This window comes from Paenibacillus whitsoniae, assembly GCF_003955665.1.
GTDB classification, from domain to species: Bacteria; Bacillota; Bacilli; order Paenibacillales; family NBRC-103111; genus Paenibacillus_E; species Paenibacillus_E whitsoniae.
Map to the genome: position 1 here is coordinate 1 of NZ_RXHU01000003.1, position 18,570 is coordinate 18,570.

Genomic DNA, 18,570 nt, shown 5'->3' on the forward strand with positions numbered 1-18,570 from the left:
CACAACCGTCGGGATGTACCGAAGGAAATGGCCTTTTACAATCGCACCGCTCGCATCCCGCTCATAAGGCAGTACCGGCGTCAAGCTCGCGAAATTCGCATCGCTCAGCTGCTGGCCGAGCTTGTTCACCGATTTGGTCCCGTTCCACATGTAGTTCGTGGCGGAATTCAGCGAAGCCGGATAATTGTCTTTCGCTGTGTAATTTTTTTGATACGAAAGGAAGCCATCCAACGCAAAATCCAGCGTTATCCCCGTATACGAGGTCAAATTCAAATTGCCTTTGGCATTGTTGAAGCCAATATTGGTCGCTTCCACACGCACGCCTGGGTTCGAGTTGCTGGAAAAACCGTAAGCGCCGTTGCCAAACGCGATGCTGTTGCGAATCATATGCGGCACATGGATGCCTTCGCCGCCGAGTTTGAAGCCGTTCTTGTCCCCGGCGCCTACTGTACCGTCCGTCAACACGCCGTTGTTATACGCGATGCTGTCCTCGATCAACACGGCGCCGATCGCACCGGTTCCCGCTTTTGTATACAGATCCCAGCCATCGTCGATGTTGTTATGGGAAATATCCCCGCGGAAAATATTACCTGTCCCAGCCGTCAGCTTCGCCGCAAACCCGTCGGCGTTGTTATTCGAAGGATCAACATTATCAAACGACTCGCAATTCAAAATCAAGTTATTCGACGGCCACTCCGCCCGAGGAGCCGATTCGTCCGTCCGGGAAATCTGCAGCCCGGTGTCCCCATTGGCATAAAAGCGACTGCCCTCGACGATGTTGTTGCTGCCGCCGATTGTAAAGCCTTTGGTATTGCTGGCTGAACGCGTTACATCAATTCCTTTCACATGCCAGTAGCTGCCGCTGAGAACGACGCCTTCCGATTTTTTAGCAAAATCGAGAATCGGCTTCGCGCCAGGTGCCGCAACCAAGTACTTATAAGCTCCGGCCGCGCCATCGTTGCCTTTCTTAATGTCCAGCTTGGTGCTGCGCTCGTACCTTCCATCAAGCAAGAGAATCTTTTGCCCAGCCGCCACATAGTCTATCGCCGTGTCCAGATCCAGCGGATGCTCCGCCGTGCCGTCGCCATCGCTCGTGCCGTTCCATGCAGCGTAAATATCGCCGCCAACCGCGAACGTTTTCATCGTGACGGTATGATTCTGCACGATTTTATCGTAGGAAGTCAGGTACTGCGCATCGTCCGGCACAAAAACCGCACTAAAATTTGTATACGTATTCGCCGTCACCGTTGTTGGAACCGTCAGGGTGGTCCCTGCCGTCATCGCCAGTTCAGATCCGAGCACGCTGGCGCCCTGCTTAATCGTCACTTTTCCAGCTACGTTTGCGTTCATGGTCAAGTTGTAGATTGGATTCGACGTGCGCGTCAAGCTGGTGAAGCGAAAAACAGGCGCTGTCGGGTCCGCAGGCGGCATCTCAATCGGCGCGTCCGTTGCAGCTGCGCTGACTTTTAAATCAATATCGCTTACCTCAATCGTTGCCAACCGGGCTGTATAAAAGCCCACGTACATCGTGTCCGTTCCCTGCACACTCATAATATCCGGCGCATAAAACTTTACGGGTTCGCTGCCATTCAAACTGCCGGTGAAGCCGCTGTTCGTTTTGGTCAAGGTCAGCTTGTAATTGGCCGCCGGGTACGTGTTGCTGGTTGTCGGTCGAACCGAGCTCAGCATCTTGCTCTGCACGCCCGCGCTCCCCGCGTTCGGCGCGTCTACCCCTGTACGGATAAACAGCTGCGTACCGATCGGCTTCGTCGTGCCGCCGCTGTAGCCGCCAACTGCCGCGATGTTCGAGGCAAAAATGCTCGAATCCCCCGCCGTGCCGATCGCATCTCGCGCCATAATGCCGAACGACTCCTGGCCGTCGTACTGATCTTTGGCAAACGCCGTGACCTTGATGTTAGCGGATAATGTGAAATTATCCTTCGTCGGATCCAGCTCCACATAATAGAAGGAAATGCCGTCGTGGTCGCCGGTAACCTTGCCGCCGCCTTCTAGCGCGGTCAGTCGCACACTGGTGTCTGAAAGGACTTCAATCTTGTTATTCGCATCGGAAGTCGATTGTCCGAAACGAATCGATTTCCATTCCGGCACATATGCCGCTTTTACCGTCACCGGCAGCTGAACCGCTGGAAGAGCCGTGTTGTGCGGGGTAATCACGACGTAATACGTGCCTGGCTGACTTTTGTTATACGCGGTCGTATCCACATCATATTCACTCGCTGCCAGCTCTGCCTTGGTCTTGTTGTCGTACACGGCTGAGACTTTCATACCCGTGAGATCAATCTCCTGATTGACCGCGAAAGTCGTTGTCGGGTACGTTGTCACGGCTACGTGCGTGACCGCAGGTGTTGCAACCGTGATCGTTACCGGAGCAGAGACAAGTGACGGTTTCTTATAGGATTTGACCGTGAGCGACTTCGCACCCGGCGTGGCCAGACCACCGTCGGTCAACTCCACGTTGTACTCGCTGCGCAGCAGCTTTACGCTTGCGCCGTTGCTGTATCTGGCCGTCACGACCAGCCCGGCTTGATCAAACGTATCCCCGACAAAGTAACTCGTTTTGTTCGGCGCATGCGTGATCTCCAGGGTCGTCAGTTCTGCATTGTTCACGTTAACATCAAAAGACGTATACGTGTCCGTTGTCACCGTCGAGCGGACTGTGACCGTTGTGACGCCAGGCGTCGTGAGCGTATATGTTGCAGTCGTTACCGAGTAGGAAGCATCCGTTGGCGGCAAAGACAGCGTGTACTCGTTGCTTCCCAGCGTCGCCCAATCGCCGCCGCCATTATACTGCGCTTGCACGATCATTCCCTGCGTATCCAAGTGATCGCCAGGGTAGTAGTCGGTTTTGGCTGGCATGTATTGAACGTCCAGTGCCGTAACGACACGCGGTGCGACGTGAATCGTACCCGGCACGGCGGCTGACTGGCCGTTGTAATAGATGGTCAGGGAGTGATCTCCCGCCGTTTTGCTGGAGAAGCCGTCGACTATATAATCGCCTGCTGCTAATAGCTCTTCGTGAAGGTCCTGGAAAGCAGCCGTCACTTTGAGGCCGCTGAGATCCAGGCTGTCGCCGACGAAGTAACTCTTTTTAAATGCCGAAGCATCTACCGCGATTGAGCTAGGCGCACGGTTGTCCTTATGAAAGCTTACATCCGTAAACGTAACCGTCGTATTCCGCGCAACAAACAACCCGACATAGTTGAAGCTGCTTGTAATCTGCTGCGGAAGCACTTGCGTCTCCCCATTCACGGTCAGCTTGTAGACGGAACCGGATTTTTGGATAGAGATGTCGTAGCTCTGTCCGCCGCTCGGCGCAGTCACATCGCTGAACATATTCTTGGCGACAGCGTCTGTGATGCTGTTTTTATAAAAGACTTGCAGCCGATTATCGATCGCCCCTGCCGCAAGATATTCGCCGGAATAACCACTCTGGCTTAGGTTATCTAAAATATCGTTACGCAGCATGATCCCGAACGATTGCTGCGCATCCGTCGCTGACGTCCAGACATCGACGGTTGCTTTGGCCTTGAGTTCAAAATTGTCCTGCGGAGAGACTTCCTGATAGTAATAAGCGAGCCCTTCGCTGCTTGGAGAGCTCGTCTTAATCTTACCCTTGCCGCCCTTCGCCATCAATGTCACCGAACCGCCGCTTTTCTCCGTTACGCCAAAATTTGTGGAATTCGGCGTACCGCCTAAATCCCCGAACACGCTTCCCTTCCAAACGCTGCCGGACGGAATTGAAATCATAGGCAGCGGGTCTGCTGCCAAGGCCGCTGTCGGCAGCATCGCAAAAAGCAAACAAAGACTTAACAACATTGCGGTTATACGTTTTTGTCTCAAGTGACATTCTCCTTTGTCATCTTTGGAATCGCTTACATTTGGTTGCGGGCATATGTAACTTCGCTGCCCGTGCCCGCGAAAAGGGAAAGACGCCGTTCGGCGCCCTTTCTTGATGTCATCTCGTGTTGTCTATGCCGTCTGTCGCCTATGTCGGCTATGTCGGCTGTGTCGGCTGTGTCGGCTGCCATCCACGCCGGGAAGCAGCGTCTCTTGCATGTCCGCAACATTGCCTTTGACGGTGGCACTCCACGCCCAGCCTATTCTAGCAAACCTCTCCCTCTCGCTCTTCGCGAGCAATTAAGAGGGGCTAACCACTCTTATTCCCGCGATTCGGCGGGAAAGCTCGCAAATAAAGGGGGTAAACCACCTTTATTTGTCGGGGCAGCCCGCATTTCGCCGGGTTTCGAGCCCAATAAGAGGGGGTTGCCCCCCCTTATTGGGCCGGCTCCCGGCGGAAACTCGCAAATAGAGGGGTTTACCCCTTCTATTTGCGCAAGCACCGCTGGCTGCCGCCGGTCTCGGCGGCGATAGAGCGCCCGGCGGCGGTTTTCCTGCGCCGCCGACGGCAAGCGTGGGCGCGTGCTCCGCGCCGCCCCAAGTTCTTGCGCTACTGCTGCTGCGCCCAGCGTGGAAGGCTTTATTCGCTGCCGTCTGCCGCCGGCAGCGAACCATCCCCGCGCCGGCCGCTACGCCCAGCGCGCCAAATCCGCGCCGGGCAGCAGCTCCGGCGCGGCAACCCCCGCGAGCCGGTAGATCACGGCTCGGATCAAGAGCGCCTGCGTCCCGGCGTTCATATCGCCTTCGACGAGACCGCCGCCGATTGGCACCGCCTGCGGCATGTCCGGGTAAACCTCGCCCGGCTTCACCTGGGCGACGTTCGGCGCGGTCGGCGAATGCGCCAGCTCGCGCGAGAAGCCGCCATCCGCCCGGAGCAGGCGCTTCATATTCGCCAACGTAATGGAGATAATTTCCTCCAGCTCCGCGGGCGGGATGTCCACCTGCATGTACGACAGCAGGTGAATCGGGTTGCGGATATAGCACATATCCGCCGCCTCTTCCTCCCGAAGCGCATGCAAGATGCTGCGGTAAATCCGATCCTCCCGCGGCAGCGGCACGCCAAAGCGGTCATAGAAGATATGCAGCTTGAACGTGCCTGAGATGCGCACATAATACGAGCCCTCGCCCCAGAGGCCGGTCTCAGGATCCTGCGTCTCCGCGAAGAAGTCAAACGCCGTCTTCGCGAACGCCGCCTTCTTCCCTTCATCTTCCACCTGGCCGATGAACACGCTCGACGTGGACAGCCGGTCACAGCCGCGCCAGCTGTTCACGAGCGGCACACTGCGCAGCCACGCCGCGTACGCTTCCGGCGAGGCCATGTACGCCGGCGCCTGCTTCGCCGCCACCGGCAGCGCATATCGCGGCTGCCCGCCAAGCTTGCGCAGCGCGTTCATGCTATAGCTGATGGCCCTGCCGACCATCACCTCGTCCTCGCGCATCGCGGGATGCGCGTCATAAAAGTACCCCGAGGCCGCATCCTGCTTGCTCTCGAAAAACCGAACCAACCCGCGCTTCATCTCCTCCGGCATCCCGCCGAGCCACCCGAAGCGCTCCAGAATGTTCAGCGCCTGCGCGGTGGACTCGATGTCCGGTCCCCCGGACATCGCCCGCGAGCTCGGCGCGTAGTAGAACCCGCCGCTGGCCGCGTCATACTGACCGCGCAGCCAGCCGTCAAACCCGGCGAACAGCTCGTCAAGCTCGCTGAGCAGTCCATGCGCCCGACTCCCGGCAAAGCCTGTCATCCGATCGCCGAAACCCTCCACACGTCCACCGCCACCCGCAGCGTGAACTTTCGCTTTTTGCTCCATAACCGTTTCATCCTCTCGATCATGCTGTCCAACTCGCAACCTGTCTCATCATTCTCGTGCTGTTACCCCTTAATCGACCCAATCATCGCGCCCTTCGCAAAATGCTTCTGCAAGAACGGATACACACACAGAATCGGTAATGTCGCCACGACAATAACCGCCATCTTGATCGACTGTGCCGGAGGCGGCGCTACGCTGTCCAGGTCGGAGCTTACATCCATGCCGCTCGCCAGGACGACGATTTGACGCAGCAGGACTTGAATCGGCCATTTGGCACTTTCGTTCAGATACAAAATCGCATTCAAATACGTGTTCCAATACGTCACCGCATAGAACAAGGAAATCGTCGCAATGGCCGGCATCGAAAGCGGCAGCACAATGCGGAACAGGATGCCGAAGTCGCTGCAGCCGTCGATTTTGGCCGACTCTTCCAGGCCCTCGGGGATGTTCTGGAAGAAGTTTTTGAGAATGATCAGGTTAAACGCCGAGATCGACGAAGGGATGATCAGCGCCCAGTACGAATCGATCATGCCAAGCTCTTTCACCACCAGAAACGTCGGGATAAGCCCGCCGTGGAACAACATGGTGAACACGACCATGAACATAATGACTTTGCGCCCGTCCACATCGCGGCGGGACAGCCCGTACGCCATCAGCGCCGTGACGAGCATGGAGAAAATCGTGCCGACGAGCGTCGTCCAGATGGACACGCCCATCGCTTTAAAAATCGTATTCGTCGAAAAAATAAACCGATATGCCTCAATGCTCCAATCCGTCGGGATCAGGACGAACTTTTTCGCAGCCATCTCCGCACTGGTCGTGAACGAGCCCGCCACCACGTGCACAAAAGGAATAACTGTAATCAGTCCGATAATTGTGAGCAACAAATAGTTAATGATGCTAAACGTCCGGCCTAGAAATGATCTATCTTCTACCACACTGCATACCTCCTAGTACACGCCTTCTTCGCCCATCTTCTTCGCAATGCGGTTCACAATCATGACCAGGACGAGGCCGATCGCGGATTTGAATAAGCCGATGGCGGAGCTGTAGCTGAATTGCCCTTGTTTCAGACCTGCTGTATATACATAAGTATCAATGATCTCAGCAACTTCCCGGTTCATGGAGTTGAGCAGCAAATACACATGTTCGAAACCGAGTTCGAGAACCGCACCAATTTTCAAAATTAGCAAAACGACAATGACACTGCGAATTGCCGGCAAAGTGATGTGCCATACTTGACGCATGCGTCCTGCACCGTCCATCCGTGCCGCTTCATAGAGCTGCGGGTCGATCGAAGCGATGGCCGCCAAGTAAATAATCGTGCCCCAGCCTGCTTCCCGCCAAATGACCTGCAAAATATAAACCGGTCTGAACCATTCCGGCGCCAGTAAGAAATTCACTTTTTCAAAACCGAAGTTTACCAAAATATCGTTAATAATCCCGCCATCCATCGTCAGCATAACGAACGTAATGGAGACAATAATGACCCAAGACATAAAATGCGGCAAATACACAATCGTTTGGAAAACCTTTTTGAACCCATTGCTTCTCACTTCATTCAGCATCAACGCCAGAATAATCGGAATTGGAAAATAAAAGAGCAAGTTCATACCAAACAAAATTAAGGTATTGCTTAGAATGTTCAGGAAATCCGGCTCGGTAAACAGCCGGCGAAAATGCTCCAGGCCTACCCATTCGCTGCCGGTAATCCCTTGGAAAGGTTTATAGTTCTGAAAAGAGATGATCAAGCCGTACATCGGGATGTATTTGAACACGATAAAATACAGGATCCCGGGCAGCAGCATGACATAGATCCACTTGTTTTTCCAAAGCCGTCTTCCCAGCTCGCTGCTTCGCTTCTGAGTGCCAACACTTTGCCTAGCGACATTCACTTCCTGCATACGAATCTTCCTTTCTTTCTGTAAAAGCGAGGGGGAGGGCCGCTGCATAAGCAGCAGCCTCTCTGCCTTCAACCGTCAACTTCCCGTCGGTGTCACTTTTTGTAAACGGCATTAAATTCTTCGATGATTTTGCTGCCGCCGCGGCTCTTCCAATCTTCAATCGCTTTGTCGAAACCTGCTTTATCAATATTGCCGTAGATGTATTTGTTCGTTGCATCTGTGATGACGGCTTGCAGTTGAACGCCTTTTTCCAGATTCGTTTTGGAATCGAGCGCCGCTGTCGGATCCTGCACCGCGTACTTGAGGTTCGCGATTTTCAGCTCGTCCGCTTTGCCTTGCGCAGGGATCGTCGGGATACCGAGGTAACGGCCGGATGTATCTTCATCCCCGATCGCCATATCGGCGAAAGGCTTGACTTCGCGAGTCCATTTTTCCTCATCCGTTTTCTTCGCTTTGTTATCTGTCAGTGTGTAGTTCGCGTCTTTGATGCCCCAGAATGCCATATTGGCAACTTCCGGCGTCATCATTTTATCGAAGAACGCCAGGATCTTGCGCAGTTCCGCTTCGGTTTTGATCGCCGATTTCGGGAACAGCAGGACGTTGGCGTAGCCAGGCAGCGCCCATGCCGCGAATTTGCCGTCCGGTCCGGCGACCATGCTGTGCACGTCAACTACGGCGGTCGGCACGTTTTTCACCAAATCTTTGTTCAAGGAGGACACGTCCGTCATCGCGCCGATGTACATGCCCGCTACGCCGGAGGTGAACAGCTTCTGCTGGTCGGTTTTACTTGTTGCCGCAAAGTCTTTGTTGATGTAACCGCCGTCACGCAGCTTCTTCACGTAGTCCATTGTTGCGACGTATTGCGGTGTCTCGAATTCCGGCGTCAGCTTGCCGTCAACAACGCCCCAGTTGTTCGGTGTGCCCATCCAGGCGGCGAGCGTTTTGAAGGAACCGTAGATAAGGTCGTTCCGGTCCGCGATGCCGATCGTGTCTTTCTTGCCGTTGCCGTCCGGATCGTTTTCGGTGAACGCCTTCGCCATGGCGAACAGCTCATCCATGTTGGCCGGAGGCTTGATGCCCAGCTTATCCGCCCAGTCTTTGCGGTAGATGAGACCTTGGCGGGCGATGTCGACGCCGCGGTAGAGCGTGTACAGTTTACCGTCAACCTTGGTATTGTCGTTCGTTGTCGATTTCAGCTTGCCCAGATTCGGGAAGTCCTTTAGCAGTGGCCCGATCTCCCAGAACTGGCCGTCGCGGATCGCGGACTTCATTTGGATGAAGCTCGCTTGGTTTTTCAGATACACGACTTGCGGCAGCGCGCCTGTTGCAAACGTTGTATTCAGCTTCTCATCGTACGTGTCCGCCGGGAACAATTGGTACGTCAGTTTCGTGTTCGTCAGCTTTTCAAGTTCTTTAATAATGGTATCCGGCGGCGTTTGCGCCGTATTGAGCGGTGCCATGATGGTAATTGCCGCAGGCGTGTTGTCAACTTTGGCCGTTGCTGTTGTTGCCGCCGCGCCTGTCGAAGCTGCAGGTGTCGTTGTTTCTTTATCTCCGCACGCTGCAAGGGCGAAGCTGGATACCAGCATAATGCTTAGGGGAATCGTCACTAATTTTCTCTTCATATCGGTTTGACCTCCGCGAGAATGTGTTGTGCTACGAGACCTACTTTACACGGCACGGAAGGGGTGCCGAAATAATCATTTACTCATAAAGCCCGAGCGCGGCGCGGGATGTGAGATGATGATTATCGGGCAGGAAGATGATTATTAGAAAAAAACCGCTCCTCCCACATACCTCGGGAAGAGCGGATTTGTTAATGTTATTGAAAATTAACCTTATAAGCTCGTCGCGAAATGATCGATTGACGCGAGTTCCAAATGATCCGTGAGCAGTCGGTTGTAATGCGCGATCTGCACGATTCCCTGTTCGTCAATGATAAATTCAGCCGGAATCCGGTGGAAGTTTGAACCTTCCTCAGGCGTAAGCTTGAAACCGGCGGCGGCTGCCTGAGCAATGACATTCTTCGTGTCTCCGTCAGCTAATGTGGCCTGCACTTTCTCCTCCGAAGTCTCTACGCCGTATAAACGATATACGAGGGCCATGGGATCGGCAACGAGAGGAAACGGGGCATCTTGCGTACCCACATATTGCTTCATGTTGGGCTCGGGGGATTCAAAAACGGCGATGACATCCAAGCCTTGACTTTGCCACGCCGGGAATCGGCCGATCAATTGGTGCACGCGTAAATTGCACAACGCGCAGGCGGAGAAACGGAAAAAGGAGAGTAATACTTTGCGACCTTGATAATCTTTTAATGCGACTGGGTTGCCGTGCATATCAGCCGTGGTGAAATCTGGCGCCGGCATGCCCGGATGAATGTGTTTGATCATGGGGATGACCTCCTATAGATTTTATTTGATTGCGCACAGACGCCCCGTGATCTTGGATTTCAAGCCGCCTGCGCATGCGAAAAGTTATTGCTAGGTGGCGCCCAGACTCGTCAGCACCCTCAAGAGCAGAGATGCAGCCTGGGCGCGGCTCGCTTGGCCGAGCGGCTTCAGCTCGGTCTCCGTCATGCCCTGCATCCAGTACTGACTTACGGCCAGCGCCACGGCTTCCCGCGCCCAACTGGACACGTCCTGCACATCCGCGAAAAGATCAAGTGACGATGCTTCTTCAGCAGGCGGCGCGGCTTCGAATCCTTGTATCGCTGCGAACCGTTGCAGCAGAGTGGCGAGTTCCTCGCGGGTCACGGGATCGTTCGGCCGGAAGCGGCCGTTATCCCCGTACACAAGCCCCATCTCGGCTGCCATCCGCACGTAAGAAGCATACCAGGCTTCGCTTGATACGTCCGAGAACGTCGTCATCGGGATCAGCTGCCCGGTTTCCTCCCCGGACAGACCGGCTGGCGCCCCCTGTGCGGGTCTTACAGCAGGGTTTCCTTGCTTCAGCGCGCTGACGAGCAGCTTCGTCACTTCCGCCCGCGTAATCGGACGATCCGGCTCGAAGCGGTCAGCGCTCAGGCCATCCGCCAGATGGCGGCTGACGAGCACAGCGACCTCGTCGCTGCTCCAATGTGCGGTCAGATCGGCAAACGAGCGTTCATACAGCAGAACCGCATAGGTCCCATCGGACGGAATGGCCGTTGTCAGGCGGAACGCGTCCTTCTCCAAGACGCCGCCCACATAAGTCCAACCGGCTTCAGCAGCCGGATCTAGCTTATACAGCCCAAGCTTGCGCGGGTCTGCCTTGCCGACGACTGTCGGATCAAGTCGCACGGTAAGCCGCAGCGGCTTGCCGTGGGCGGCTCCAGCCGCGCCTGTGATTTCCAATGTATCCGACATCCGGGTGTAGCCTGCAGCAAGCGGATGTTCTGCCTCCGCTCCCCGCTTCAGCGTCAAGGTCGATGCGGCAGGATAAGCGCCCGGCTCGGCTAGCAATACGAGCCAATCGTCGAAGGCTTTGAAGCTGCCGCCTCGTGTATCGATCTCTACCTTCGTTTCTTTCGGACTTGCGGCGGGAGGACCGTTATGAATTGGCCCGCCGCCAATGCCGTTATCGCCGCCGGTTCCGCCTGCGCTTGCAGATGCCGTACGGACTGTTATAAACGTCCCCGGCGAGGCGTTGCCGTCGCGATCGATGGCAGCGATCGACACCGTATATTCGGTTGCCGGTGCCAGCCCCGAGATTATGAACGACTCGGCGCCCGGCAGCGCTTCGCCTTCCTGCGGCGCATCGGAGGGATCCGTCTTGGCCCACGACAGCCTCAGCTTCGCCAAGTCGGCGGAGGCGGATGATGGATCTTTCCAGCTAAGCGCGATCAGGCGATCCGCCACGCTAACGGTCTTCAGACCCGTGACCGGTAGCGGCGCGCGCCAATCGGCGGCTGACGTCCAGCTCGCTGTCACGCCTGACGATTCATTACCGGCGTCGTCGACCGTCGTGATCATGAATTCATAGCCCGAGGCAGCGGGCAGGCCGGGAATTTGCGCCCACTCGGTGCCCTTGTCGACTTCAATCGGCGTTCCATAAGCCGCCTCTCCGGCTTGCTTCCAACGAATACGCGCCATGACGTAATCGTCATCAGACGGATCGCTCCACAGGACGGTGGCCTTGTCAAACGTAACGCCAACCGTCACATTCGCCGCTTCGGCTGGTGCCGAGCCGTCTCTGGCCGTGACCCTAACTTGCAGCTCTGCAGCGGAGCCTGCCGGCACGCCGGCATAACTGGCTACTGTCGCGGATACGCTGACCCGGTATAGCCCCTCGGCAAGCGCTTCAGTCGGCGTGAAGCGAATCACGCTCGACAGCCTTTTGCCACTTGCTTCGACCGGATGTACAGCCAGGACTGTCCCCGGAATCGGCGTCTCCGCTCCCGATTCGGACGCGACTGTTACGGCGTCCGTTTGGATCGATGCCTCATCGATCGGCTTGCTGAAATAGACATCCACATAAGCGCCGCCTGGAGCTGCCTTCGCCCGTTCCGGAAGCGGAGCGGCATAGGAGACAAGCGGTATGTTGACTTCAAGCTGCGGAGGCGGCACATCCAATTCATCGCTGTACGCCCCCACGTAGCCTTCCTTCTCATACTTGACCTTCCACTTGCCTTCCGGCACATCCCACCCGTACTGCCCGCGAGCGTCCGTCGCAAGCGGATTCGTCTGGCCGTACCACTCGGCATCCCAGACGTTCCACTCGCCGGAAGCTCCGTCTTTTTCCAACACAGTGGCGGTTGCACCTTCCACCCGATTGTCCGGCACGCCTTCATAGACATAGCCGCTCGGGTCCCAAATATATTTCGGTTCGGCTACCGGATTGATTGGATTCTTCTTTTTGCACAGTTCGCTGTTATAATTCCTCAGATGATCTTCAAGCTCGGTCAGCTCATTATTCGCGACTTCATCCAGCTTGAGGCCGATGTAATAGCTCACGCCCCAGAATCCAAGTCCAATAAATCCGCCCGGGATTAGAACCAATGCCGCCATGCTAAGCTCGAACTTCACCATATTGTGCATCAGCATATCTGCCGCAACTTCCTTGGCAAAATCCACATAATACTCTCTCGCCGCCGGATCGCAGATTTGTTTCGCCCGTTCCAACGCTGCGTTTGCTCGCGCTTCAAAGCTGTCAGGGTCAATAGCATCGCTGAATCCTTGTATAAGATCACGAATCGTAACACCTTGGTTCGCCGCTTTCAGCGCAAACTCCATCGTCGTCAACGCGACTTTTTCTTGAACAGCCAGCGCTGTAACGCGGGATTGCCCTTTCGATCCCGCCGAGAACGACCCGGCTCCCATCGGTACGTACGCGGATACCCGCAAGGAGATGCCTGTATCGCTCACCGATCTGGTCATCGAAAACCCATAGACGGCAATTCCCGTTGCTTGCGCTTGCCGCAGCTCTTTGTCGCTGGGCGTATAATCGACGGGTACAGAGCTGATGTTGATCCGAGCCGTCATCTTGCCATTCAATTTGGCCTGAAAAGCTGCTGAACCCGCAGGTATGATGCTGCCGTCCGGGGCCGTCTCTCCAGGCCCTGCCTTCCATTCCACTTGGTAATCGGATAGCGGCGATGGCAGACTGTTCCGATACGCCTCTTCCGTCGGCAGTTCGGCGGGAACCGCGGCCGCATCGGGCTTCTTGCGGTAATCGACGCTTACAGGCCCCAGGTTGTTCGTAAACGGCAGTACCGCCTGATATTTGCCACCCACAAGCTGCGCGCGGGCGGATTGGTCTCCCATTTGCACATAGACATCGGAAATGCGCGACGGATCCCGAAACTTCAGCTCGAACACGAACGGCCTATTGGGAACCACGACATAAGGAAATACGGCCACTCCGCTCGCCGGATCGAACGCGACCAATCTGCCCTGCTGCTGCTGCATGGACACCGTTTCGAGCCCGGGATCATTCGGATCATAAATGACAACGGCACGCGCTCCCGGCGAACGAACGCCGCCGACCGTCGCCTCTGACGTAAGCTGATGCCTTCTCGCATCCGATTCGGCTAACTTCACGGATCGTGTCCAGGTTCCTGCCGGGGATACAGAGGATTGGCCGACAGCAACACCGTTATCGTACACGGTAACCTCCGATCCGGCAGGCGCGTATCCACTGACTTCAAACTGCGAGTTCGTGACGATCTCAGGCGCGCGCAGCGTGACTGGCGTCACGCTCAACACCGCGGATCCGAAAATTTGCTCTTGCTCTTGCAGTTGAACGTCTTTATATTTCATTGTCCCGGCAATTGTGATCTGGGATGCGTCAATGCCGCCGGTCATCTTCAATTGCAACTGCACGCTGCCGCCAGTCAGCCCCGCAATCTCTCCGAGCGGAATCTCGAGTGTTCTTCCGGCCAGGGCCGGCTCCACAGCTTTGCCGTTTAGTACAAGTGTACCCGGCGCGAACTCGACTTCCTTCGGCAAATCGATCTCCATAACCGCATCCCGCGCAGTTCCCAAGACGGAGTTCTTGTACACGGCGCGGAGTGTGAAGCGACCGCCCGGCGTCGTCCAATCGGTGCCGACTTCCAGTCCGTTGCCTGCCCCACCGAAATATCCCGCGGGCTGCAAATGAACGTCTCCGAGCGTGACAAGCCCGCCAGGCTGGGCAGTGAACTGAACCGAAGCCGCGGTATTCGTATACAGCATTCTGAGCATCATCCGCTTGTTTCCGCCACTCGCAAGCGGTACGTAAAACTGCCGTCTCTCCGGGTCAAGCATCAACAGTTCATTCCTGACATCATTGTTGTCCAAGTCGTACAGCGTCGCATCCAAGACATTTAGTGGTTCGCCATTCGGATCGTAAGCGCGAAATGCCGCCTGGCCGCCCGGATTCTCCAACCTGATCTCGATGTCCGCCTTGTTGTCCGCCCCGACGATCGCCTCCCGGCATTCGCTTGGCAAGCCGGCTTCAATACCGTTCGCGCATATACGGATCGTATCGCCGGTCGTCGCCCATGCCTGATATACACCATCCCGGAATGTCGAATAGCTAAACTGAGGCGAGACGTACAAATGATAATTCGTCGCAAAATCAAGCTCAATCGGCCCATCCCAAGCCCCGCCGCCAAGCCGGGTATATAAGCGAAGCGTGACCGCGGCGAGGTCTTGCAACTGCAGATCGACGGTTCGATCGCCCGATAGATCCAGTGCGAGAGCCCTCGACAAACTTCCGGATCCGGCTGTGTTCTTCGCTCGAAGCTGAACCGGCCCGGCCGGTACCCGCATGCTGTACTCGCCATTAGAATCGGTCATTAAGGTATAGGTTCTGGTAAAGCCAGCACTGCCGCTGCCGACTACTATCGTGACCGCACTGCCGGGTGCCGGCTTTCCGTCCTTTCCTAGTACATGGCCCTGAAGGAGCGCCTCCGGCTTCTTCGGCAAGGCAATGTCTACGCTCCGGGTTCTCACGTCGGCCTGGAAGGTAATCGTCGCCTTCTCGTAAGCGGGGTCTGCCACCGTTGCCGTAAGCTCCAGCGATGCCGATGCCGCACCTCCGCGAGGAAGTGTGAATTTAGCGACTGTCTCGTTATAGAAATTACCCGACCACACGATTTCACGGCTGACAGCATCGCGAAGCGTCGCTTGAATGACATCGCCAATCTCTGCCACTTTCAAGCGATATTCAAACTGGAATCGCGGAGCGATAACGGCATCTGTATCCGCCGTTTGCCCGCTGCCTGGCGAAGTCACATAGACCAGGTCACTATAGGTGTTTCGGGCGCCAAGAACGACTTGATACTGGGCGTTGGGGTAGGGAACATCGACCAACAAGCTCCTTTCCTGCCCCTCGATCCGATAGAGGCCCGCAAAATAAGAAGAGCCGACATGCGACACGCTGATCGTGGCGCTCTCAATCCACTGCTCGCTCTCCGAATTGGGCGGAGCGTCGATAACGAGCCGCACGCGACTGGCAATGCTGCGTCCGATCGGATAGATCTGTGCTTGCAGTATTCCATCGATTTCCAGCACGAATCCATTCAGCGCGGCAGTACCTTCCGCAATCCGATATGTCGCTTGATAGTAACCGGATGCCGGGCTCGTTTCCGTCAAGGTCAGCCATTCCTGGTCAGCGGCTATTGTCCCGTCAACCTGCCGTACGTCCTTGCTCAACTTCGCGCGCACCGCGCGTCCTGCAGCGGCCTTCACTGTCAAGACCACATCGCTGTCGATGACCGGCACTTTGTCACTGCCGTTGCCCACTTCTCTTGCATAGCTGAGCGAATAGACATCTTGCAGCTTCACAATCGGCATGGATAGTTGCGTACCGCCGATCGCCAGCATCACCGTCTGCTCCGGAGGCGCTTGATAGCCGGAAGGCGGTATGACGGCGACTCGCAATCGTTCTCCCGCATGCCGATTTACGAGCACGGCCTTCCCTTGCCCGTCGGTCGGAATGCGTGCAATCTCCGTTCCGCCCTCGTCCATGAACAGCACTTCCGCCGTGATCGGTGCTCCGCGATCGGCGGATACCTGGACGGTCAAAGAAGAAGGGATCGCCGCCGGCGACAGACTCACCGTCGTCACAGCGCCCTTATTCACGACGATGCCTTCCTGCCGAGCGAGCTCCGTCCCGCCCGCGACCGTCAAGACCACGGCGGTATCAGCGGCAGCTGGCCACCAATAGTCATAGTGCGTGATACCAGCGGTCAGCGGTTTACGTGACGAGCTGGCATTCGAGCTGCTCAAGTCGAACCAAGCGGAGCCCAAGATGCTCGGATAATCGGTGACGATGTCAATCGACAGCTTGCCCGCAACGCGCAGCGGCAGTCCCCCAGCGGATTTGCCGTTCGGGCTGTTGGTCAATCGCGCCTTGATCGCATCGATCTGCGTCACCCCGTCCGCGACTGTGAAGACTGCGCGATAGAAACCGGATGCTGCCGGCGTTTCCGTCAATTCCATCGTTCGCATGGTCGTCTTCGTCATGGCGGGATCGCTGCCTATCATCTCCTGATAGGTGATATCGGCGACAACCGCCTGTCCCGGACTCCCGGACGCCGTAATCGTTACCCCACCGCCGGGATTTACACTGCTGAATGTAAGATCGCCGTCCATCACTGACCATGACGCTGAATCGACCGCAGCACCGGATTGTTGCTGCTGACATTCGCCGTAGCAGTAGGTGTACATCTCGCCGTCACGAACGTACAACACCCGGTTGCCGATCTCATCGATCTGGGCGTTGTCCGCAGATATGGCCGGGTTTCCGATTCTGTCCACTTGGCCGGAATCCCGATCGAACCGTTCTGCATAGTTCGTAAGGTAGATGCTGCCTGACGGGTTATTGTCGTGGAGCGTCGCAACTACATACCTTCCATCACCGCTCATGGAAGTCTCCAGGTAGTTTTTATCCTTCCGCTCGCTCGAATCGCGATTGTCTGGAAAGAAATCCTCCGTCCAGTGATCCGGGTCGACGTCCCTGAGATCGATCGCCCACAATTTATTCCAGCCAATGCCGAATCCCACGCTCACGGCCAAGAATCGGCCATCGTTGCTGAGGGTCGGTTTTCTGACTTGCTTGGCATACCCGCTGATCCAGACGTGCGTGCCGGCAGCCATGTCGTAGACGGCAACCGCATCGGTTCCGTCGGGATCGGTCGCATCCTGCAAATCGGTGGATGTCGTCCAATACGCGACGTGCGAGCCGTCGCCGCTAATCGCCGGCATCTGACTGACGCCATTGCCCGGCAATTGATCAGCCCTGTGGCTGATCAGCTTTTTCGTATGAGCGATCACGTCATACACGTAGATTTGACCGCCTTCTGCGAAGACAACCCGGCTTCCATCTGCGCTCAGCGAAGGTTGCTCCGCACGCAAGGCCGGATTCGAAATCATTGTGACTTCGCCTGAGTCGGCCTGATAGACGTATACGGCATATTTGGACCCATCCGTTGGAGCTGCGACAGCCAGATTGGTTGCCTTCGAAGCGAATGTGATGACCCGTCCCGAGCGATCCGCCGCAAGATCTTTCAAATCTCCGTTCAGCGCCTGTCCGTCAGAGGTCACATTCACGACCTCGTCAACGCCGGTTTCCGTTTGGATGCGATGCAGAAGCGATTGATCCTCCGCCATATACAACACAGCGCTGCCATCCCGGAGAAGAAGCGTTGTGCCCGGGAAACCCGCACTTGTCAACTTCACTTCGCCAGCCGGAGAAGTGCCTGCATAGATTTGTCTGTCATCAGACTCGTTACCCGCCGCATCGAAGGCGCAGACCCGAAAAGTGTAAGCTTTTCCCGAAGCAAGGTTCTCCAGCAAATATTCCGTGTTGGCCGTTTCCTTCAGCAACTGGCCCGTCTTGTCATAAATCCGGTAACCGACAACCGAAGGATCGGCGATCTTGCCGCCGCTGCCGTTAGACACTTGAGGCGGCGACCATTGCAGCAGCACGGTCGAATCGGTCGGATAAGCAAGCTGCCAGCGCTCGTCCTCTACCATCTTCGGCGGCGTTCGATCTACTTCTATGATAGCCGGAGCCGATGCCTCGCTTGTCTCCCCGTTGAGTTCCGCCGTTGCCGCGATCTGATACACGCCATCAGCGGAATCAAGCCATAGCAAGTAGTTGAAGCGCCCTGTTTCATCGGCTTCGATCGTCTCTTCTTCGACGATGTCCCCGTTATACACGCTGTAAGTCACCGTGACCGCAGCGCCGGCTGCAGCGCTGCCGGCAACGACAAGGCTCTCTTCGTTCGTAAGGGCGGGCAGCGGATCAAGCTGCGGCGCCTCCAGCTTAGCGGAAGCCGCCAAAAGCGATTCGGGCGTTAGCCCGGCCAGCAGGCTGCGAAACATGTTATCCGATGCTTCATCGATGGCTGTGCGTGCCGAAGCTGTCGCAGGAGATCCGAACGTTTGCGGCATCAAACTGCTTAGTGCAACGGAGATGGCGAGAAACAGGCTCAACATCCTCAGCGTAGTGCGACCCATTTTGATTTCACC

7 protein-coding genes are annotated in these 18,570 nt (G+C 56.3%); all 7 read right to left on the reverse strand.

Features of this window, described 5'->3' with window-relative positions; genetic code table 11:
• Nucleotides 1-3,861, reverse strand: a 3,861-nt coding sequence (locus EJQ19_RS00410; RefSeq protein ID WP_206438341.1) for a bacterial Ig-like domain-containing protein, incomplete at its 3' end; no start/stop codon positions are given.
• Between the two features lie 686 nt (nucleotides 3,862-4,547).
• Nucleotides 4,548-5,765 (reverse strand): hypothetical protein, encoded by a 1,218-nt coding sequence (locus tag EJQ19_RS00415; protein WP_338143313.1) that lies wholly within the window; start codon nucleotides 5,763-5,765, stop codon nucleotides 4,548-4,550.
• Nucleotides 5,766-5,788: 23 nt separating this feature from the next.
• On the reverse strand, nucleotides 5,789-6,664 hold the full coding sequence (locus EJQ19_RS00420; RefSeq protein WP_126139236.1) for a carbohydrate ABC transporter permease: 876 nt from the start codon (nucleotides 6,662-6,664) through the stop codon (nucleotides 5,789-5,791).
• A gap of 12 nt (nucleotides 6,665-6,676) precedes the next feature.
• Nucleotides 6,677-7,630, reverse strand: a complete 954-nt coding sequence (locus tag EJQ19_RS00425) for an ABC transporter permease (protein ID WP_126139237.1) — start codon at nucleotides 7,628-7,630, stop codon at nucleotides 6,677-6,679.
• 92 nt (nucleotides 7,631-7,722) lie between these two features.
• Entirely contained in the window at nucleotides 7,723-9,255 is a 1,533-nt protein-coding gene (locus EJQ19_RS00430) for an extracellular solute-binding protein (RefSeq protein WP_126139238.1), read from the reverse strand.
• Between the two features lie 213 nt (nucleotides 9,256-9,468).
• Nucleotides 9,469-10,023: a redoxin domain-containing protein gene (locus EJQ19_RS00435; RefSeq protein ID WP_126139239.1), complete on the reverse strand. Its 555-nt coding sequence runs from the start codon at nucleotides 10,021-10,023 to the stop codon at nucleotides 9,469-9,471.
• A gap of 90 nt (nucleotides 10,024-10,113) precedes the next feature.
• A complete protein-coding gene (locus EJQ19_RS00440) occupies nucleotides 10,114-18,558 on the reverse strand; it encodes an S-layer homology domain-containing protein (RefSeq protein WP_126139240.1) in 8,445 nt (2,814 codons plus the stop codon).
• Nucleotides 18,559-18,570: the final 12 nt, after the last annotated feature.